The following is a 19,127-nucleotide window of genomic DNA, read 5'->3' on the forward strand; positions in this document are numbered from 1 at the left end:
TCATGTCCACGTTCAGTTCGGCTTTTCGTCCCCGTCGCATCGCGATCTCTGCCCTGCTGCTGGCGACGTGCGCGCTGGCGAGCGGCTGCTCCTCGATCGACCGTCTGTCGCAGATCGGCGAGCAGCCGAAATTGTCGGCGATCGACAATCCGACGACGCAGCCCGGTTACAAGCCGGTGCAGATGCCGATGCCGAAGCCCGAGGTCGCCTCCTACAATCCGAACTCGCTGTGGCGCAGCGGCAGCCGGGCCTTCTTCAAGGACCAGCGTGCCCATCAGGTCGGCGACATCCTGACGGTGGCCGTGAACATCACCGACAAGGCCAATATCGAAAACGACACCCAGCGCAGCCGCACCAACAAGGAAGATTCCGGGATCACCGACTTCATCGGCGCCAAGACATTGGGGGCCCAAGCGCAGAAGGTGTTGCCCGGCCGCATCCTCACCGCCGACTCGACCGCGTCCAGCGAGGGCAAAGGAAGCGTGGACCGCAAGGAAGCGTTGCAGACCAACGTCGCGGCGGTCGTCACCCAGGTCCTGCCGAACGGCAACCTCGTGGTCGAGGGCAAGCAGGAGATCCGCGTCAACTACGAAATCCGCGAGCTCATCGTCGCCGGCATCGTCCGTCCCGAAGACATCCAGAGCGACAACACCATCGATTCCACCAAGATCGCGCAGGCCCGCATCGCCTACGGCGGCCGCGGCCAGATCATGGACGTGCAGCAACCGCGCTACGGCCAGCAAGTCATGGACGTGCTGCTGCCCTTCTAGCTTCTCCCGAGCTCCCACATCGTGTTCGCGAACCTAGGCGCGGACGACGATGTACGACGCGGCCCTCGCTAGCTCCCCTGGCGAGGGCCGCATGTATTTTGGCGATGGCTGCATACAGCGCTCAGCGACGCGCGATTGTAGCGACGCCGCTATCCCCTCTCCGCCCCCTCGACTGTCATCACCCGCGAAGGCGGGCGATCCAGTATTTCGAGACGTCAGCGATGAACCGAGAAGCCGCGGCGTACTGGATTCCCCGCCTTCGCGGGGAATGACAACGCGGTGCCCGCAGAGCCTACGTAAACTCCGCCTCCACCACGCCCAGCCCGTCCAGCTCCATCCGCACCTTGTCGCCGGCCTTCAGCCACAGCGTCTTGACCAGACTCCCCGTCAGGACGAGCTGTCCCGCGTGAAGACCCTTGCCCTCGGCGGCGAGATGGTTGGCGAGCCAGGCGAGTGCGTTGTGGGGATGGCCGAGCACGTCGGCGCCGGTGCCGTGGCTGACCTCTTCGCCGTTGACGATAGCGCGGCCTTTGACGGCCTTCAGGTCCGGCACCGACGAGCGCGGCACGATCTCGCCCAACACGCAGCCGGCGGCGAAGAAATCGTCGGCGATCAACGTCGGCGCGCCCATCGTTTCCCACTTCACATAGCGGTCGTCGACGATCTCGATCGCGGGATGATAGGCCTCGACGGCTTCGCCGACCCATTCGGCCGTGAACGGCGCCTCGCCGGCGGCGAGATTGCGCTTCAGCCGCACCGCGATCTCGCATTCGACGCCGACGCGGACATAGTCGGCAGCCGCGAGCTGCACGCCGCTGTCGTGCACGCCTTTCTGGAACACGCCGCCGCCGCATGGGTGTGGAATCCCGATGTAATCCTGCATCACCTGGCTGGTGCAGCCGATCTTGTAACCGACCAGCGGGCCGGCATGCGGCAGCAGCAGATCGTGCAGCGCCCGCTGGACCTGATAGCCCTCGGCTTCATCGGCCGGAGGAACTTCGAGCGCCGCTAGCGGCGCATGGTTGCGGCGCGCCAGCGCGATCGCCTTTGCGGCTGCGAGAATTCTGTCCATCGGCGCCGGCTCCTACACACCACAATCGAGGGCGGCACTTCAGCATCCCCGCCGGGGCGTGACAAGCGCAGGGCGCCGCGCGGCAGCACGTCATGCCAGCCCAGGCTGGATGAGATGCGGACGCTGATCGTCCACATCATGGCAAGCCTCACGGGCGGCGCCGGCGTTTAAGGAAATATTGAGCTGGTCCGGGCTTTATGGGGATGCACGCCTTGTAGCGTCGCAACAGGCCTGATTGCAGCAATGTATGAAGCTGCTGGATCAGCGCCTCAGCATTCGAGTCGATGTCCTTGATGCGACTCGCAAAACCTCTCGCACCTGAAGTGAAGGCTGTTTCTCATCCGAACTCACGTGAGTTCGGAGGAGTTGAGTCTAGCCCATTGATCGCGATTCACTTTTCGCGATTGCGCCCGCGCGCCGAAACGCGCGGTTGCAAGCGACAGGCAAAATGCTGATCACGGCGCGAAAAGGCGCACCTTGCGTTCAAAAAACAAAGAGCCGCATCGCTGCGGCTCGGACTCTATTCGTCGCGATAGACCTTCTCGCGTTTCTCGTGGCGTTCCTGCGCCTCCACCGAAAGCGTCGCGATGGGACGGGCCTCGAGCCGCTTTAACGAGATCGGCTCGCCGGTGTCCTCGCAATAGCCGTAGGTGTTGTCCTCGATACGCTGGAGCGCGGCGTCGATCTTGGCGATCAACTTGCGCTGGCGGTCGCGGGCACGGAGTTCGATGGCGCGGTCGGTTTCGGACGATGCCCGATCGGCGAGATCGGGGTGGTTCACATTCTCCTCCTGCAGGGCTTGCAGGGTGAGCTTGGACTCTTTGAGGATCTCATCCTTCCAGGCGAGGAGCTTCAGGCGGAAGTACTCCTTCTGCCTGTCGTTCATGAAAGGCTCTTTTTCGGTCGGTCGGTAGTTTTTCAACTTTTCCAAGGGCGGCCTATCTGTCTAAGCAACGACTCGTACACGGAACGGGGTCCGCTGAGCGGGGCGTTATATAGCGGCCTCCTGTGACAGACAATGTTTCCCTGATCGCCCGACCGGCGCCCCCAAGCCCTTGCACAGGAAGGTTTATCCTGGAGGGCCCGGGAGCGGCCGACGGCCTAGTAGCCGACCGTGAAACGCTGGCTCTCATGGGCCGGCCGCTCGATCTCGTCGGCGAGCGCGATGGCGTAATCCGCGAAGGTGATCCAGCTCTTTCCGTTCGCATCTGCGAGAAGCTGATCCGTCCCAAGCCGGAATTTGCCGGTGCGCTCTCCCTCGATGAACAGGGCCGACGGCGAGATGAAGGTCCAGTTCAGCTCCTTTTCCTGCCGCAGCAGGTCGAGAAAGGCTGAACCCGCCTCCGCCTCAGCCTTGTACTGAGCCGGAAAACCGGGAGTTGTCACCAGCTTGACGCCCGGAGCGACCTCCAGACTGCCGGCCCCGCCGACGACGAGGTAACGGCCGACCTTGGAGTCCTTGGCCGCGCCGATCAGCTTGAGCGCGTCGCTGGCCAGGAAGTGCACGGAACTCACGGCGACGTCGTGCCCGGCCCACAACTTGGCAAGGGCTGGCTGGTCGAGCACATCCCCCTTGGTCGGCGTGACGTTCGGCAGGACCGCGATCTTCTCCGGGTTGCGGGCGATGGCCGTAACCGCGTGGCCGCGGCGGGACAGTTCCTTGGTGATCTCCGACCCGGCCCGGCCCGAGGCGCCGGCAACTGCGATTTTCATGGAAGGCCCCTTTGCTCGTAGTAACCAACGGTGACTAAATATCGCAAAGAGCGCTGGTGTTAAGAGAGCACTTTGTGCTTACCTGATTACACCGGAGTAACCGGCGGCGGCCGGCAAATCAGCGGAATGGATCGTGAGGACCCTACGATGAAGCCAGACGTCTATGCAGCGAACTGCCCCACGCGACAGATCCTCGACCGCGTCGGTGACAAATGGGCGGTGCTGATCCTGCTGCTGCTGCGCGAGGATCCGATGCGCTTCAATCAATTGCGCCGCACGATCGAAGGCATTTCGCAGAAGATGCTGAGCCAGGTTCTCAAGTCGCTCGAGCGCGACGGATTGATCAAGCGTCACGCCATCGCAACCGTGCCGGTGACCGTGGAATATTCGATCACGCAGCTCGGCGTGACGCTCGCCGCCGCCGTCGATCCGCTGCGCGATTGGGCCGAACAGAATCTGAAAGACGTGCTCGCCGCCCAGCGCCGCTATGACGCGCAGTTGAAGGATGAAGCGGCGTAAGCCGCTACGCCTGCCCGGCCTTGGCGAGCTCGACCTCGACGCGCAGCTCGATCTCGGACAGCACCGAATCCAGGCCGGAATCGCCGGAGGACGATTTCAGGTTCGCCGCAGCGTCACGCAGCCGCATCACGGTCGAGGCGTCGAGCTTGCCGGAGAGGAGCCCCATCTTGAGATCGTCGAGCACGTCGAGCGCGGTCTTTCCGCGCACGACCGAGCGCTTGCGACGTTCGACCGGATCCTCCTCGATGCCTTGCAGCGCCAGCAGCCCGTCGATGTTTGCGGCCGCCTTCGGTGCGGCGGCGCCTCGCGTCTCCGGCGCCGACGAGGTGTCGGGCAGCACGAAGCTGCCGGAGCTCGTGCGCCTGGCCTGGCTGGCCGGCGTTCCAAGCGTGGTGCCGTTCGGTCCGTAGATGCGCATCGGAAGCAATCCGGGTGATCAATGCGCCACATTCGCCGTTTTATGGTTAACGGCGCGTAAACAGCCCGGCAAAATCTGCCGACAGGCGGCAGTTTCGCTCCTCAGGACAACACGTGCTGAGGTCGCTCGAAACAGATTTATTCAACCTATTCAGCTACCTACCCCCGCTGCACCGAGTTGGCACAGCGCTCGCAAGGACAGCGTCGGACCAGCTCGTCATGGGAGTCTCGTGATGGTCCATCGATTTGAGGAGCCTCGGGGGAGCAGGGGATGCCAGGCGTTCGTTGGGTGAGACTTGTGGGGGTGGCCTGCGCCGCGCTGTCAGCGCTGGTGCTCTCGGTCAATTCTGCAAGCGCGACATCGCGCATCAAGGATCTCGCCAACATCGAAGGCGTGCGGCAGAACCAGCTCATCGGCTACGGGCTCGTCGTCGGTCTCAACGGCACCGGCGACACCCTGAACAACATCCCCTTCACCAAGCAGTCGCTGCAAGCGATGCTCGAGCGCATGGGCGTCAACATCCGCGGCGCCACCATCCGCACCGGCAACGTCGCCGCCGTGATGGTGACAGGCAATCTGCCGGCCTTCGCCACCCAGGGCACGCGCATGGACGTCACCGTCTCCGCGCTCGGCGACGCCAAGAATCTCCAGGGCGGCACCCTGCTCGTCACCCCGCTCCTCGGCGCCGACGGCAACGTCTATTCGGTCGCACAGGGCTCGCTCGCGATCTCAGGCTTCCAGGCCGAGGGCGAGGCGGCGAAAATCGTGCGTGGCGTGCCGACCGTCGGACGCATTGTCAACGGTGCCATCATCGAGCGCGAGATCGAATTTGCGCTCAATCGCCTGCCGAACGTCCGGCTTGCGCTGCGCAATGCCGACTTCACCACGGCCAAGCGGATCGCCGCCGCGATCAACGACTATCTCGGCGTCAAGACCGCCGAGCCGATCGACCCATCGACCGTGCAGCTTGCGATCCCGCCGGAGTTCAAGGGTAACGTCGTCGCCTTTCTCACCGAGATCGAGCAGCTCCAGGTCGATCCGGATCTCGCCGCCAAGATCATCATCGACGAACGCAGCGGCATCATCGTGATGGGTCGCGACGTCCGCGTCGCCACCGTTGCGGTCGCACAGGGCAACCTCACCGTCACCATCTCCGAGAGCCCGCAGGTCAGCCAGCCCAACCCGCTGTCGCGGGGGCGGACCGTGGTCGCACCACGCAGCAGCGTCAGCGTCACCGAGGACGGCAAGAAGTTCGCTGTCGTCAAGGACGGCGTCTCGCTTCAGCAGCTCGTCGACGGCCTCAACGGTCTCGGCATCGGCCCGCGCGATCTCATCAGCATCCTGCAGGCGATCAAGGCCGCCGGTGCGATCGAAGCCGACATCGAGGTGATGTGATGCAGACCGGCATGGTCAACACCGCACGGCTCGCCAGCTCCGCCTTCGCGGTAGAGAGCCGCAACGGCCGGCCGGACTTCGATCTCGCCGCGGCACTGCAAAAGGTCTCGCCGAAACAGCAGGCCAAGGCGCAGAAGATCGCCACCGACTTCGAGGCGATGTTCCTCAACAGCATGTTCTCGCAGATGACCTCGGGCCTGAAGGGCGAAGGCCCGTTCGGCGACACGCCTGGTACCGGCGTGTGGCGCTCGATGCTGACCGAGCAATATTCGAAGAACTTCGCCAACGCCGGCGGCGTCGGCATCGCAACCGACGTCTATCGCACCCTGATCATGCAGCAGGCAAAAACGATCCGCACGGCATAAGGTCAAACGAGATGAATCATTTCAACGCCTCGCGTAAGCCCGTGCAAGCGCAGCGCCCGAACACCGCACCCAGCAGCGCCGAGGCGCGCAAGATCGCCGAGCAGTTGATGGATGCGATGAGCGCCCTGCTCGGTCTGATCGAGCGCGAGACCGAGCTCGTGCGCGCCGGCCAAGTCCGCGAGGCGATGACCCTCGAGAGCAAGAAGCAGGAGCTGTCGCGAAACTATGTCGGCGCGGTCACCCAGTTGAAGGCGAACCAAGCCCAGCTCGCCAAATCCGCGCCCGAGCTGCTCTCGACGCTGCATCGGCACCACGATGCATTCCGCGCGATGCTCCAGGTCAACCTCACCGTGCTCGCAACCGCTCACGCCGTGTCGGAGAGCGTCGTGCGCGGCGTCAACGCCGAGATCCAGAAGCGCAACGTGCCGAACACCTATACGGCCGCGGGACGACGCGCCACGCCGGGCCCGCGCCACATCACGCCGCTCGCGGTCAGCCGCTCGCTCTGAGCGCGCGCAACAACAAGCCACAATTTTACGAAAAACCGCGCGGCAACATCGTCGCGCGGTTAGGCACGTTTCCTTACCGGATGTTCAATCCCGGTGTTCCATGGTTGCGTATTGAGAGGGGTTGGGATTTGACTCACGTGAGGCAACCAGGAGGCTGCCATGAGTACAGATTTCAGCATCAGGCCGGTGGGGATACCGGTTGCCGTGCAGATCGTAGCGACGTCGAATGCGGCGGCGAACGAGGCCGTACAAACCGATCTGCCCGTGAGCCAGACAGTGGCCGCTGGCGAGGCGAGCGCGCCTGCACGCAATGATTTGCGAAGCAACGAGAACGTCTCACGCCAGGTCGTGTTCGACCAGGCGGCGGCGTCGTTCGTCTTCCAGGTCGTCAACGACAGGACCGACGCGGTGGTCAACCAGTTCCCCGACGAAGCAATGCTGCGCCGGCGGGCCTATTTCCATGCGCAGGATTTGAAATCCGAGCCCTCGCGTCCGGCCAGCACGGACCGCAGCGCCTGACCATCAGGCGTCGAGCGTCGCAACGGCAACATCGAGATCGCTCGCACCGGTCGCGGGACCGGTGACGACGTTCCTGATCTGCGTCTTGTCGGTATACGTCAGCATAATTTGGTGTTGAAGGAACGAGCCGTGCTCGATCACGGACGGCCGGACAGACCAGCGGCGATATTGCGGTTGATCTCGATCAGCGGACGGAAGTGATCGAACTGCGGGCTCATCTGCAGCGCGGCGGTCTGGCTCAGCACGAACACGCTGATGTTGGCGATCTTCTGCCGGACGTCGATCGGCTGCGGATTGTTCTCGCGCATGGCCTCGCTCAGGAAAATCGTCCAGAGCTTGCGATTGAACATCAGGGCCTGCGTGGTCTGCTCGCTGAACGGCTCGGCGCTGTTGATCGCATCCTGAAGCTTGTTCGCGGCCTTGAGCAGGGTCTGCGCTTCGATGTCGCGAGGAGATGCGGTGGTCGTTGCAACACGCGCGTAGGCCGAGGCAGCGGAATTCGACATCAATCACACCCTGGAGGTTACCTAGCCCGTTGAACGCGCTTAAGGATTTCTTTCCCGACCCTAGGCAGCACCGCTTAAGATTTGCTTACATGTGTGCTTGGAAGCACTCCGGATTATTACGGGTCTCGGAGTTCTTCGTCATTGTGAAGCTAGGCGCGCATGTACACGCTGTAAACACGTCACGCGTGGTGCGCGTCGATCTCAGCTAATCCTGCCTTAGCGATCTCCGTAAAATGAACGGCGGAGCGTTAGCCCCGCCGCGAAATCGATGAGTGATCTTGCGCCGCGAAATTAGCGGAGCAGCTGTAGCACGCTCTGTTGCGACTGGTTGGCCAGCGACAGCGCAGAGACCGCGATCGACTGGCGGGTCGACAGCGCCTGGCTGTTCGCCGCTTCCTCGTTGGTGTCGGCCAGGGTCAGGTTGGCCGAGCCGGTCTGCAGCACGTTGATCAGGTTCTTGGAGAAGTCCTGACGCACCTGCACGATCGACAGATTCGAACCGAGCGAAGAACCCTCGGAGCGCAGCGTGCTCGAGGCCGCATTCAGGCTGGCCAGCACCTTGTTGGTGGCACCGTTGTCGATGAAGTCCGTGCCCGGAACGAGATTGCTGAGACCGAGACCGGCCGCGTTGAACACGACGCCGTTGATGCCGAGCGTCGAACTGCCGTTCTCGTTGAAGACCAGCTTCAGCGTGTCGCCGTTGAGCAGGTTGACGCCGTTGAAGGACGAGTCCTGCGAGGTCGTGTCGATCTGCGCCAGGATGTTGTTGAACTGACTGACCAGGCCGGAGCGCGCGGTCTGCGCGACGGGATCCTGAATCGGGGGCTGCGCGGTGGTAAAGGCCAGCACGCCGGTGAGCGTACCGCCGACCGTTCCGCCAGCGGTACTCGAGCCGAGGGTCGAGGATGCGTACTCGTTGACGGTGGTGACCGTCAGCACGCCGTTGGCGTCGATCGTCGCCGTCAGGTGGTTGGCCTGAAGCTGCACATTGAGCTGGTCGAGCGTCTTGACCGTGCCGTTGGTGCCGTCGCCGAAGGTGACGTTGACCGGCGTGCCGCCGTTGAAGGAGGTGAAGGTCAGCGTCTTGCCACTAACACCGCCGACGCCGGAGGTGCGCGCCGCGCTGAAGGCGGTCGCCGTTCCGGTGTTGCCGCTGAGGCCGAATGCGGCGAGCGCATTGCCGGTGCCGGTGATCGAGAGGTCGGCGTTGATGCCGGTCGAGAGCGCCAGCTGGCCGCTGGTATTCACCGACGACGGGATCTGGCCTGCGGTGGTCGAGAGCGTCGCGGCACCCAGGAAGATGCTGGCGGTCTTCACGCCGGTAGCAAGGTCGATCGAATTGAGCAGGTCAGTCAGCGTCGCGCTCTGGAGATAGATGGTCGAGTTGCCGTTGCCGTCGGTGACGATGTTGCCGCTAACGCCGCCGGAGGTCACGCTCGTGGCCGATTGCGGCGTCTCGGCGTTCTTGAAGGTAATGGTGTGGCCGTCGATGTTCAGCGTCGAGCCATCCTTGACGAGACTGCCGAGCGAACCCGCAGTCGTCTGGCGGTTGGCGCTCACGCTGGCATTGCCTGCGCCGGTCGCCGAGGTCAGTCCGAGCGCCTTCAGGAAGTCGGCCTTGCCAGTCACGCTCAAATCGGAACCGGTCGAGCTCTTCAGCGTAACCGCGCCCGCGGCAATGGACGAGGGCGTCTGGGCCGTACCGACTGTCGCGCCGCTCGTCGCGATCGTGGCGGCGCCTGCGCTGATCGTCGCTGTCTTGACCCCGCTGGCAAGGTCCACCGCGCTGAGGAGGTCATTGACCGTAGCCGTGGGAGCGCCAGTCGTTCCCATGTAGATGATCGAATTGCCAGTGCCGTCCGTGGCGATATGGCCGCTCGGGTCGAGGCCCCAGCCGGTCGGCTGCGCCGAAGGTGCAGCACCGGTGCGGAACGTGACCGTCTTACCGTTCACGGTGATCGAGTCGCCGTCTGCCGGCGACGATCCGAACGTGGTCGCGGCGGTCGCCCCGATCAGCGTGTTGGTGCCGGCGAGGTTCGTGGCGTTGTCGGCTGCCTTGGCAACCGCGCCGGTCAGTGTGCCGGCGGTCGATCCGAGCGACGCACCGAGCGAGGCGCCTGACGTTACCGGCGTCACGCCGCCAGGTGCGCCGGTATAAAGCACGTTGCTGTTGGCGGTCGCGCTGGCATAGGAGGTCGTGCCGCGGAGATCGGCGGGCGTTGCACCGGGAATCGTGGTGGAGACGTTCGATTTGGTTGAGTAGCCGACCGTGGTCTGCAGCGCCTGGTTGGCGATTGACTTCGCAGAGTCGATCAGCTTCTGCAGCGAGGTGATGCCGGTGTTGGCGGCCTGGAGCACCTGGACACCGTTGTTGATGCCATCGAGCAGGTTGCTGATGTCGCTCGCCCGGTTATCCAGTCCCTGCGCCGTGAAGAAGTTGGTGGGATTGTCGAGCGCGGTGTTGACCTTCTTGCCGGTCGACAGCCGCTCCTGCGTCGTGGCCAGCAAGTCGGCCGTCGACTGCAGCGACAACAGGTTCTGGCGAACGGACGCCGAGAGAACGATGTTGGACATTGGCAGGTCTTCCTCTTGAACCGGATACGAATCGGCCACGCGGGTCTGGAAGCGGGCTTTTGTCCAGTCTTAGAGCCTGTCCTTTAAAGTATGGTTAACGCCGGTTTAAGGGATACGGTTAATGCGGGGTTAGCGCCCCTCCCCCGGTTTCACACGGCTTCACGCCAAAAAGAAAGCGGCGGGGCCGAAGCCCCGCCGCTCTAAATCTTCTTGTATCTTCAGTTATTTAGCGGAGCAGCTGAAGCACGCTCTGCTGCGAGGTGTTGGCCAGCGACAGCGCCGAGACCGCGATCGACTGGCGGGTCGACAGCGCCTGGCTATTGGCGGCCTCCACGTTGGTGTCGGCCAGGGTCAGGTTGGACGAACCGGTCTGCAGCACGTTGATCAGGTTCTTGTTGAAGTCCTGACGAACCTGCACCACCGAGAGGTTCGAACCGAGCGCGGAGGCTTCCGAGCGCAGCGTGCTCGACGCGGCGTTCAGGTTGGTCAGCACCTTGTTGGCTGCGGCGTTGTCGATGAAGTCGACGCCGACGGTCAAGGAGGCGAGGCCGAGACCCTTGGAATTGTAGGTCACGCCGGTGATGTTGAGGCTGGACTTGGCGGTTTCGTCGAACACCAGCTTGAGCTGATCGCCGTTCAGCAGGTTGACACCGTTGAACGAGGAGTCCTGCGAGGTGGTGTCGATCTGGTTCAGGATGTTGTTGTACTGAGACACCAGGTTCGCACGGGCCGTCTGTGCCACTGCATCCTGGATCGGCGTGGACGCCGTCGAGAAGGTCAGCGCCGAGGTCAGCGTACCACCGATCGCACCGCCCGCAGTGGTCGAGCCGAGAGTCGACGACGCGTAGTCGTTGGAAGCGGTGATGGTGAGCTGACCGTTGGCGTCGATCGTCGCGGCCAGGTTGTTGGCCTGCAGCTGCGTATTGAGCTGGTCGAGCGTCTTCACCGTACCGTTGGTGCCGTCACCGAACGTGACCTTGACTGCCGTGCCGCCGTTGAAGGAGCCGAAAGTCAGGGTCTTGCCGGCGATGCCGCCGATGCCGGAGGTGCGGGCCGCCTGGAAAGCGTTGGCCGAACCGGTGTTGCCGGCGAGACCGAGCGCGTTGAGCACATTGCCCGAACCGGTGATCGAGAGGTCGGCGTTGATACCCGTCGCGATCCTCAGCTGACCGGAGGTGTTGATCGAGGACGCGGACTGGCCGGTTGCGGTCGACAACGTCGCGGTGCCGTTGGCGGCAATGCTTGCGGTCTGCACGCCGGTGGCAAGATCGATCGCGTTCAGCACGTCGGCGACCGTGCCGGCCTGCAGATAGACGATCGAATTGCCGTTGCCGTCGGTAATGACGTTGCCGCTCTTGCCGGAGCCGGTCGGAATCGCCGGTGCACCGGCGGATCCCGGAACCGGGGCGTTCTTGAAGGTGATGGTGTGACCATCGACGTTCAGCGCCGAGCCGTCCTGGATCAGCTGACCGAGCGAGGCCGCGCTGGTGGTACGGGTCACGCTCAAGGACGCATTGCCTCCGCCCGAGGCGGTGCTGAGACCGAGAGCCTTGAGCAGATCAGCCTTGCCGGTGACGCTGAGGTCGGCACCCGTCGAGCTGCGCAGCGTGACCTTGCTGGCCGTCGTGGTGCCGACGTCCGATGGCGTCGCACCAGCGCTCGTGCTGATGGTGGCCGCACCGGCGCTGATGGTCGCAACCTTGACGCCGCTGGCGAGATCGATCGCGGTGGCGAGGTCGCCCACGGTCGCAGCCGGGGTACCGCTGGTGCCGAGATAGACTGTCGAGTTGCCGCTGCCGTCGGTGACGATGTTGCCGCTGAAGCCCGAGCCGCTGGGAACAGCAGCGGCGGCAGGAGCAGCCCCCAAACGGAAGGTGATGGTCTTGCCGTTGACGGTGAGCGTGTCGCCGTCAGCCGGCTGAGCGTTGCCGACCAGGCCGGTCGCCGTCGCCGCACCGCTCGCGATCAGGGTGATGCCCGCGGAGAGAGCCGTCGTGCCGTCACCAGCCGTTGCAGTCGCACCGGTGTTAACGCCCTGGGTCGCGCCCAGAGTGATCGCCGAAGTCGCCGCGTGCGTGCCGCCCGCAGTGCCGTCATAGAGCACGTTGCTGGAAGCGATCGCGCTGGCAAAACTGGTGGTGCCACGCAGGTCGGCGGCAGTCGCACCCGCGATGGTGGTGGAGACGTTGGACTTGGTGGAATAACCGACCGTGGTCTGGAGCGCCTGATTGGCGATCGACTTCGCGGAATCGATCAGCTTCTGCAATGAGGTCAGGCCGGTGTTGGCGGCCTGCAGAACCTGCACGCCGTTGGCAATGCCGTCGAGCAGGTTGTTGATGTCGCTGGCGCGATTGTCGAGCGACTGGGCGGTGAAGAAGTTGGTGGGATTGTCCAGAGCCGAGTTGACACTCTTGCCGGTCGACAGACGGTTCTGTGTGGTGGCGAGGAGATCGGCGGTGGACTGGAGAGACAGCAGGTTCTGGCGAACCGACGCAGAAAGAACAATACCGGACATGACTCTTACCCTTCTGGTTTACGCGTCTTCGTTCGATCGCTTCGGATCGAGTGACGGGGACAGCGTGCCGCGACATGGCTAACAAAGGGTGAAACTAGCCTCGCCTGCGTAAGTGCCGGTTCACCATAAACCGACCGAAGGCGTTGGCACGGCCTGAAATCCGACTGAATCTATTGGCGATTTTCCGTGCTTACGCTCCATTAACCATAACCGCTGGTTACTTTTCGGAGCACGACACGACGCTGCGGACGCGGGACAAACGCAAAAAGAAAGCGGCGGAGCCGAAGCCCCGCCGCAATGTCTTGCTTAACGATATCTTGCTTGCGATGTCGTCCGCTTGTTAGCGGAGCAGCTGCAGCACGCTCTGCTGCGACTGGTTGGCCAGCGACAGCGCGGAGACTGCGATCGACTGGCGGGTCGACAGCGCCTGGCTGTTCGCCGCTTCGACGTTGGTATCGGCCAGGGTCAGGTTGGACGAACCCGTCTGCAGCACGTTGATCAGGTTCTTGTTGAAGTCCTGACGAACCTGCACGATGGTCAGGTTCGAACCGAGCGCCGACGCTTCCGAACGCAGCGTGCTCGACGCGGAGTTCAGGTTGGTCAGCACCTTGTTGGTCGCAGCGTTGTCGATGAAGTCGACGCCACTGGTCAGCGCAGCGAGGCCCAGACCCTTGGAGTTGTACGTCACGCCGGTGATGCTGAGGCTCGACTTGGCGGTTTCGTCGAACACCAGCTTGAGCTGATCACCGTTCAAGAGGTTGACACCGTTGAACGAGGAGTCCTGCGCAGTCGAGTCGATCTGCTGCAGGATGTTGTTGTACTGGGACACCAGGTTGGCACGGGACGTCTGCGCAACCGAGTCCTGGACGGGGCTGGAAGCGGTCGAGAACGTCAGCGACGAGGTCAGCGTGCCGCCGATCGCACCGCCCGCCGCCGCCGAACCAAGCGTCGAGGACGCGTAGTCGTTGGTGGTCGACACCGTCAGCAGGCCGTTGGCGTCGATCGTCGCAGTCAGGTTGTTGGCCTGCAGCTTGGTGTTGAGCTGGTCGAGCGTCTTGACGCTGCCGTTGGTGCCGTCGCCGAAGGTGACATTGACCGCCGTGCCGCCGTTGAAGGAGGAGAAGGTCAAGGTCTTGCCGCTGATGCCGCCGACGCCGGAGGTGCGGGCCGCGGTGAAAGCGGTCGCGGTGCCGGTGTTGCCGGCGAAGCCGAGCGAGTTCAGCGCATTGCCGGTGCCGGTGATCGACAGGTCGGCGTTGACGCCGGTGGACAGCTTGAGCTGGCCCGACGCGTTGATCGACGAGTTGGTCTGGCCCGAGGCGGTCGACAGCGTCGCAGTGCCGTTGGCGGCAATGCTGGCGGACTGAACGCCGGTGGCAAGATCGATCGCATTCAGGACGTCACCGATGGTACCAGCCTGCAGATAGACCGTCGAGTTGCCGGCGCCGTCGGTGATGACGTTGCCGCTCTTGCCGAAGCCGGACGGAATGGCCGGAGCACCCGCGGAGCCCGGAACCGGGGCGTTCTTGAAGCTGATGACGTGTCCGTCAACATTCAGCGTCGAGCCGTCCTGGATCAACTGACCGAGCGAGGCCGCGCTGGTGGTGCGGGCCACGTTCACCGTCGCGTTGCCGCCGCCGACGGCCGAGCTCAGGCCGAGGGCCTTGAGCAAGTCCGCCTTGCCGGTGACGCTGAGATCGGCACCGGTCGAGCTGCGCAGCGTGACCTTGCTGGCCGTCGTGGTGCCGACGTCCGATGGCGTCGCACCAGCGCTCGTGCTGATGGTGGCCGCACCGGCGCTGATGGTCGCAACCTTGACGCCGCTGGCGAGATCGATCGCGGTGGCGAGGTCGCCCACGGTCGCAGCCGGGGTACCGCTGGTGCCGAGATAGACTGTCGAGTTGCCGCTGCCGTCGGTGACGATGTTGCCGCTGAAGCCCGAGCCGCTGGGAACAGCAGTGGCGGCAGGAGCAGCGCCGGCACGGAACGTGATGGTCTTGCCGTTGACGGTGACCGTGTCGCCGTCGGCCGGCTGGGCGGTGCCGACCAGGCCGGTCGCCGTCGCCGCACCGCTCGCGATCAGGGTGATGCCAGCGGAGAGAGCCGTCGTGCCGTCACCAGCCGTTGCAGTCGCACCGGTGTTGACGCCCTGGGTCGCGCCCAGGGTGATCGCCGAGGTCGCCGCGTGCGTGCCGCCCGCCGTGCCGTCATACAGCACGTTGCTAGTGGCAACCGTGCTTGCATAGGAAGTCGTGCCGCGCAGGTCGGACGCCGTCGCGCCCGAGATCGTGGCCGAGACGTTGGACTTGGTGGAGTAACCGACGGTGGTCTGCAGCGCCTGGTTGGCGATCGACTTCGCGCTGTCGATCAGCTTCTGCAGCGAGGTGATGCCGGTGTTGGCGGCCTGCAGCACCTGCACGCCGTTGGCAATGCCGTCGAGCAGATTGTTGATGTCGCTGGCGCGGTTGTCGAGCGACTGGGCGGTGAAGAAGTTGGTCGGGCTGTCCAGAGCCGAGTTGACGCTCTTGCCGGTCGACAGACGGTTCTGCGTGGTGGCGAGAAGATCAGCGGTGGACTGGAGGGAGAGCAGGTTCTGACGAACCGAGGAGGAGAGAACGATACCGGACATTGGGTGTTACCTTTCTGGTAAACGACGCTTACTGTTACGCGTCTGCTTGGATCGAGCATGATCCAGCGACCGGCGGACCGTGGCGCCGAGAATCTAACGAAGCATGAAATGAAACCGGCGCTTTCGCTGAGTCGCGGCATGATTCGGAGGGGCAAACGGCTTCTGCCGCTCCGGCGCCGCATAGTTCGGCGTTGAAATGATTGGGGTTTTTCGTCCCCAGACCCGAGATTTACAACTCGTTAACTAGTCTTGATGGAGTATTGCGCCCTGATCCGCCGCAACACACGCTCGGTTACGAAAGCGTTGATGGAGAACAGGCATGGCCCTCAAGGTCGAGCTGAGACCGCACGAACGCATCATCGTCGGTAACTGCGTGATAACCAACACTGAACAGCGGGCCCGCCTTCTGATCGACGGCGACAACGTGCCGATCCTGCGCGAGCGCGACATTCTCACGCCGGAGACCGCCGATACGCCCGCCAAGCTCGTCTATCTGGCGGTCCAGCTCATGTACATCTCGCCGGATCCGCAGAGCCAGCACGGCACCTATTTCAACCTGGTGCGTGACATCGTCACGGCGGTGCCGAGCGCCTGGCCTATCATCGAGGACATCAACAACCACATCATGAGCGGCGACCTCTACCGGGCGCTGAAAGACGCCCGCAAGCTGATCGCCTATGAAGACAAGCTGCGTGAGCAGTTCGAGGCCACCCATCCCAAGGATGAGGTCAAGGAAGACGTCAGCTCGGCCGCCTGAGCGCTTCACGCATTGCAAACAAAAACGCCCCAAACCAGGTTCGGGGCGTTTTTCGTTCAACCGCTTTCAAGCGAAGGTACCGCTTCGCTTGAAGAAACCGCGTCAAAAAAACCTGATGTCACTGCGCCACAAGCGGCGGCGCCTCGACCTCGATCACGCCGCCGCTGCGCCGTCCGCCGAACTCCAGCACGGCCGCGACCAGCGCATCGATATCCATCTCCGCGGTGCGGTGGTTGACGATCGCGGCACGGATCGCGAACCTGCCATCCAGTGTCGTGCTCGACGGCGCCGCGATGCCGGACTCCTGGATGTCGGCGACAATCTCGCGATTGATCGCATCGCCGGCGCGGTAGCGGAAGCAGACGATGTTGAGGTTCACTGGCGCCAGCAATTCCAGTCGCGGGTCGGCCAGAACGCGCGTCTCCAGATATTTCGCCAGCGCGCAGCTGCGCGCGATGACCGCGCCCAGCCTGTCGGTACCGAACGTCTTGAGCGTGAACCAGGACTTCAGCGCGCGGAAGCCGCGTGACAGATCGGGGCCGAGATCGCACGGCCAGACCGCGCCGGCCGCAAGCCCCCTCGCCTCGCGGCTCAGATAAGCCGCCGGCTGGGCAAAGGCCCGCCGGTGCTGCTCGCCGTCACGCACCAGCAGGAAGCCCGCGTCGTAGGGCACCTGGCCCCATTTGTGGAAGTCGAGCGCAATGGAATCGGCAAGCTCGATGCCGCCGAGCAGCGGTGCGAGCTCGGGCGAAAGAATTGCGAGCGCACCGAACGCCCCGTCGACGTGAAACCAAAGTCCCTCCTCGCGGCACAGCGCGGCGACGGCCTTGAGGTCGTCGATCGCGCCGACATCGACCGAGCCGGCGGAGGCGACGACGAGGAACGGTTTGAAGCCGACCTCGCGATCGGTAGCGATCTGCGCACGGAGCGCGGCAACGTCGATGCGATGATCCGCGTCGACCCCGATCTTGCGAAGGGCGTCGCTCCCAAATCCCGCGATATCCATCGCCCGCGATATGCAGCCATGCGCGGCCCGCGAAGTATAAGCCGTAAGCAGCGCGCCATCGTTGCCGATGCCGTACTGCCGCGCCAGCGCGCCGAGCGCAGCGGTGCGCGCGACCAGCACCGCCATCAGATTGGCCATCGACGTGCCCGTGACGAAGATGCCGCTCGCGCTCTCGGGAAACGCGAACAGGCGGCGCATCCAGTCGACGATCTGGCGCTCGACCTCGATCGGCATGTGGTCGCGCCCGCCGAGATTGGCGTTGAGGCCCGCGGCGAGCATCTCGGCGATCATGCCGACGGCCGTGCCGCCGCCATGCACCCAGCCCATGAAACCCGGATGAACATTGCCGGTCGCATAAGGCGCGACATGCTCGGCGAATTCGCGGTAGACATCGGCGAGATCGCTGGCATCGCGCGGCACGTCCGTCCTGAATGCCGCACGGACCTCGTCGGGGATCGCCTGCCACACCGGGCGCGCGCGAATATTGGCGATGCCGTCGATCGTCTCGTCCAGCATGCGATGGGCGAGCGCGCGGAAATCGCTCCAGTCCTGCGGATCGAGCGAGGTGTGCGTGACGGAGCTGTGCGTGTTGCGGATGAGCTCGTTCATGCCGCACTCTCTTCTCTGGCCTGTGCATGCCGCGACAGCATCGCCGTGAATGCCGCAAAGATCTTGCGCATCTGCGGCGGCTTGTACGGAAACACGGCCGGCGGATCCATGTTGTGCACGACGGCGGTATTGTCGGCTTCGAAGACCAGCAGCTCGCGGTTCTGGTTCTCGGCGCAATCGACGATGAAGTAGTCGAGGCCGACGCGTCTGCTCATCTCGTCCAGCGCGATTTTGTGGCGCGCAGCGAAAGCATGGTCGAAGTTGAGCATGAAGACGGCTTCCTCGGCCCGCTTCTCCTCGCTGAACGCCATGAAGGCGTTGAGATACCAGATGTCCCAGCGATCGGCGATTGCCATGTGGCAGGCATAAGGTTCGCCGTCGACCATCGCGAGACGATATTTGCGGTAGAGCCCGTCCGGACTCGCATAGTCGACGAAACGTGCGACGAAGAAGTCCTGCTCTTGTCGCTCGGCGAGATAGGCCGCGAGCGCTCCAGCATCGTCGAGTTTCGCGAGACCGACGCCGGCATGCGTACCGCGCGGCCGCACGATCATTGGAAAGCGCAGTTCGCCCGTGATCTCCTCGCAAACGATCCTGCCTCGCGAAAGCTCCGACAATTGCGCACGCGTCGTGGGGGCGGTCACGGGAATGTCGAGGCCGGGCACGCCCGTCAGCAGACGATACAGCTTGTCGCGATCGAGATTGCCAATGAGATCGGGACGATTGAGCAGCGGCTTCGGCCAGTGCGGCGCGGCCTTCTCGATCAGCGCGAGCGCCTCCCGGCACTCCTCGGAATCGGATGCGATCACGATGGCGACGTCGTGCTCCGGCAGAGTATCCGGCAGGCCGATGCCCTTGACAACGTAGAGCGTCAACAGCTCGATGTCGGAATCTTCAAGCAGGAAGTCGATCGGCGTGTTGCCGCCCATGTCGATATCGGCGGCGAGCGCGAGCACGCGCAGGCGGGGTTTTGGAGCCGCGCAAGGCGTACGAAACAATTGGTGGAAGGAGAGCACCTCGGTCTGGATCACCAGCCCAGCCTCCTTCTCGCCGAGAAGCTGGGCAATCAGCGAGAGATCGAGGCCTTCGCCGGCCTCCGCCGTTCCCTCCTCGATCCGCGCCAGCAGCCGCTCGCGCAACGGATACAGGTCACCTCCCTCGAAGGCGCTGCGCGTCAACTGCGCAAAGCCGATGCGGTCGGCATAGGTCGGCGCGGTCACGCCGCTCGGCGCGGAAACTGGATGTTGCATC

The 19,127-nt window shown here is 63.9% G+C and carries 17 protein-coding genes; 7 read left to right on the plus strand and 10 right to left on the minus strand.

All coding sequences use genetic code 11. From position 1 onward, the window contains the following. The first annotated feature begins 2 nt into the window (after window positions 1-2). A complete protein-coding gene (flgH, locus tag IVB42_RS18480; protein ID WP_018456424.1) occupies window positions 3-770 on the plus strand; it encodes a flagellar basal body L-ring protein FlgH in 768 nt (255 codons plus the stop codon). Between the two features lie 292 nt (window positions 771-1,062). On the opposite strand, the gene IVB42_RS18485 is transcribed toward flgH, so the two are convergent. From IVB42_RS18485 to IVB42_RS18495, 3 genes are all read right to left on the minus strand, one after another. Beyond that, window positions 1,063-1,842: a fumarylacetoacetate hydrolase family protein gene (locus IVB42_RS18485; RefSeq protein ID WP_018456425.1), complete on the minus strand. Its 780-nt coding sequence runs from the start codon at window positions 1,840-1,842 to the stop codon at window positions 1,063-1,065. 520 nt (window positions 1,843-2,362) lie between these two features. Continuing rightward, window positions 2,363-2,728 (minus strand): RNA polymerase-binding protein DksA, encoded by a 366-nt coding sequence (gene dksA / locus IVB42_RS18490; protein ID WP_008554760.1) that lies wholly within the window; start codon window positions 2,726-2,728, stop codon window positions 2,363-2,365. A 215-nt stretch (window positions 2,729-2,943) separates the two neighbouring features. After that, window positions 2,944-3,555, minus strand: a complete 612-nt coding sequence (locus tag IVB42_RS18495) for an NAD(P)-dependent oxidoreductase (protein ID WP_204511739.1) — start codon at window positions 3,553-3,555, stop codon at window positions 2,944-2,946. A gap of 147 nt (window positions 3,556-3,702) precedes the next feature. Here IVB42_RS18495 and IVB42_RS18500 point away from each other — a divergent pair, with 147 nt between their 5' ends. Beyond that, entirely contained in the window at window positions 3,703-4,074 is a 372-nt protein-coding gene (locus IVB42_RS18500) for a helix-turn-helix domain-containing protein (protein WP_026233175.1), read from the plus strand. 4 nt (window positions 4,075-4,078) lie between these two features. On the opposite strand, the gene IVB42_RS18505 is transcribed toward IVB42_RS18500, so the two are convergent. After that, entirely contained in the window at window positions 4,079-4,492 is a 414-nt protein-coding gene (locus tag IVB42_RS18505; protein ID WP_247368207.1) for a flagellar assembly protein FliX, read from the minus strand. 270 nt (window positions 4,493-4,762) lie between these two features. On the opposite strand from IVB42_RS18505, the gene IVB42_RS18510 reads away from it, so the two are divergent. From IVB42_RS18510 to IVB42_RS18525, 4 genes are all read left to right on the plus strand, one after another. Further along, window positions 4,763-5,887 carry a flagellar basal body P-ring protein FlgI gene (locus IVB42_RS18510; RefSeq protein ID WP_247406891.1) on the plus strand — a complete coding sequence of 375 codons (1,125 nt, stop codon included), beginning with the start codon at window positions 4,763-4,765 and terminating at the stop codon, window positions 5,885-5,887. Next, the gene (gene flgJ / locus IVB42_RS18515) at window positions 5,887-6,252 is read left to right on the plus strand and encodes a flagellar assembly peptidoglycan hydrolase FlgJ (RefSeq protein ID WP_247368210.1); all 366 of its coding nucleotides are present in this window, start codon (window positions 5,887-5,889) and stop codon (window positions 6,250-6,252) included. The genes IVB42_RS18510 and flgJ overlap by 1 nt, the downstream gene beginning before the upstream one ends. An 11-nt stretch (window positions 6,253-6,263) precedes the next feature. Further along, entirely contained in the window at window positions 6,264-6,761 is a 498-nt protein-coding gene (locus IVB42_RS18520) for a hypothetical protein (protein ID WP_247368212.1), read from the plus strand. Window positions 6,762-6,920: 159 nt separating this feature from the next. Beyond that, window positions 6,921-7,280: a hypothetical protein gene (locus IVB42_RS18525; RefSeq protein WP_085358969.1), complete on the plus strand. Its 360-nt coding sequence runs from the start codon at window positions 6,921-6,923 to the stop codon at window positions 7,278-7,280. A gap of 137 nt (window positions 7,281-7,417) precedes the next feature. Here IVB42_RS18525 and flaF read toward each other — a convergent pair whose 3' ends face one another. From flaF to IVB42_RS18545, 4 genes are all read right to left on the minus strand, one after another. After that, entirely contained in the window at window positions 7,418-7,786 is a 369-nt protein-coding gene (flaF, locus tag IVB42_RS18530) for a flagellar biosynthesis regulator FlaF (protein WP_007612319.1), read from the minus strand. Window positions 7,787-8,077: 291 nt separating this feature from the next. After that, window positions 8,078-10,360 (minus strand): DUF1522 domain-containing protein, encoded by a 2,283-nt coding sequence (locus tag IVB42_RS18535; RefSeq protein ID WP_247368213.1) that lies wholly within the window; start codon window positions 10,358-10,360, stop codon window positions 8,078-8,080. Window positions 10,361-10,586: 226 nt separating this feature from the next. After that, window positions 10,587-12,875, minus strand: coding sequence for a DUF1522 domain-containing protein (locus IVB42_RS18540; protein ID WP_085358973.1), 2,289 nt, complete (start codon window positions 12,873-12,875; stop codon window positions 10,587-10,589). Between the two features lie 340 nt (window positions 12,876-13,215). Then, complete coding sequence (locus tag IVB42_RS18545) at window positions 13,216-15,504, minus strand: DUF1522 domain-containing protein (protein ID WP_247456821.1); 2,289 nt, start codon at window positions 15,502-15,504, stop codon at window positions 13,216-13,218. Window positions 15,505-15,823: 319 nt separating this feature from the next. Between IVB42_RS18545 and flbT the strand changes: the two genes are divergently transcribed. After that, window positions 15,824-16,261, plus strand: coding sequence for a flagellar biosynthesis repressor FlbT (gene flbT, locus IVB42_RS18550; RefSeq protein ID WP_085357252.1), 438 nt, complete (start codon window positions 15,824-15,826; stop codon window positions 16,259-16,261). Between the two features lie 118 nt (window positions 16,262-16,379). Here the strand turns inward: flbT and IVB42_RS18555 are convergent, their stop codons facing one another. Continuing rightward, window positions 16,380-17,876 carry an aspartate aminotransferase family protein gene (locus tag IVB42_RS18555; RefSeq protein WP_247406878.1) on the minus strand — a complete coding sequence of 499 codons (1,497 nt, stop codon included), beginning with the start codon at window positions 17,874-17,876 and terminating at the stop codon, window positions 16,380-16,382. After that, window positions 17,873-19,126: a hypothetical protein gene (locus IVB42_RS18560; protein WP_247456819.1), complete on the minus strand. Its 1,254-nt coding sequence runs from the start codon at window positions 19,124-19,126 to the stop codon at window positions 17,873-17,875. The genes IVB42_RS18555 and IVB42_RS18560 overlap by 4 nt, the downstream gene beginning before the upstream one ends. Between the last annotated feature and the right edge of the window lies 1 nt (window position 19,127).

The sequence above is a fragment of the Bradyrhizobium sp. 45 genome, assembly GCF_023073155.1.
Classification (GTDB): Bacteria; Pseudomonadota; Alphaproteobacteria; order Rhizobiales; family Xanthobacteraceae; genus Bradyrhizobium; species Bradyrhizobium canariense_D.

What these genes read in the sequence shown, in the direction of transcription:
- flgH (WP_018456424.1), top strand. Translation starts at nt 3, where the DNA reads ATGTCCACGTTCAGTTCGGCTTTTCGTCCCCGTCGCATCGCGATCTCT.
- IVB42_RS18510 (WP_247406891.1), top strand. Translation starts at nt 4,763, where the DNA reads ATGCCAGGCGTTCGTTGGGTGAGACTTGTGGGGGTGGCCTGCGCCGCG.
- IVB42_RS18560 (WP_247456819.1), bottom strand. Translation starts at nt 19,126, where the DNA reads ATGCAACATCCAGTTTCCGCGCCGAGCGGCGTGACCGCGCCGACCTAT.
- IVB42_RS18540 (WP_085358973.1), bottom strand. Translation starts at nt 12,875, where the DNA reads ATGTCCGGTATTGTTCTTTCTGCGTCGGTTCGCCAGAACCTGCTGTCT.
- IVB42_RS18500 (WP_026233175.1), top strand. Translation starts at nt 3,703, where the DNA reads ATGAAGCCAGACGTCTATGCAGCGAACTGCCCCACGCGACAGATCCTC.
- IVB42_RS18505 (WP_247368207.1), bottom strand. Translation starts at nt 4,492, where the DNA reads ATGCGCATCTACGGACCGAACGGCACCACGCTTGGAACGCCGGCCAGC.
- IVB42_RS18525 (WP_085358969.1), top strand. Translation starts at nt 6,921, where the DNA reads ATGAGTACAGATTTCAGCATCAGGCCGGTGGGGATACCGGTTGCCGTG.
- IVB42_RS18520 (WP_247368212.1), top strand. Translation starts at nt 6,264, where the DNA reads ATGAATCATTTCAACGCCTCGCGTAAGCCCGTGCAAGCGCAGCGCCCG.
- IVB42_RS18555 (WP_247406878.1), bottom strand. Translation starts at nt 17,876, where the DNA reads ATGAACGAGCTCATCCGCAACACGCACAGCTCCGTCACGCACACCTCG.
- flbT (WP_085357252.1), top strand. Translation starts at nt 15,824, where the DNA reads ATGGCCCTCAAGGTCGAGCTGAGACCGCACGAACGCATCATCGTCGGT.
- flgJ (WP_247368210.1), top strand. Translation starts at nt 5,887, where the DNA reads ATGCAGACCGGCATGGTCAACACCGCACGGCTCGCCAGCTCCGCCTTC.
- IVB42_RS18545 (WP_247456821.1), bottom strand. Translation starts at nt 15,504, where the DNA reads ATGTCCGGTATCGTTCTCTCCTCCTCGGTTCGTCAGAACCTGCTCTCC.
- IVB42_RS18495 (WP_204511739.1), bottom strand. Translation starts at nt 3,555, where the DNA reads ATGAAAATCGCAGTTGCCGGCGCCTCGGGCCGGGCCGGGTCGGAGATC.
- IVB42_RS18485 (WP_018456425.1), bottom strand. Translation starts at nt 1,842, where the DNA reads ATGGACAGAATTCTCGCAGCCGCAAAGGCGATCGCGCTGGCGCGCCGC.
- IVB42_RS18535 (WP_247368213.1), bottom strand. Translation starts at nt 10,360, where the DNA reads ATGTCCAACATCGTTCTCTCGGCGTCCGTTCGCCAGAACCTGTTGTCG.
- flaF (WP_007612319.1), bottom strand. Translation starts at nt 7,786, where the DNA reads ATGTCGAATTCCGCTGCCTCGGCCTACGCGCGTGTTGCAACGACCACC.
- dksA (WP_008554760.1), bottom strand. Translation starts at nt 2,728, where the DNA reads ATGAACGACAGGCAGAAGGAGTACTTCCGCCTGAAGCTCCTCGCCTGG.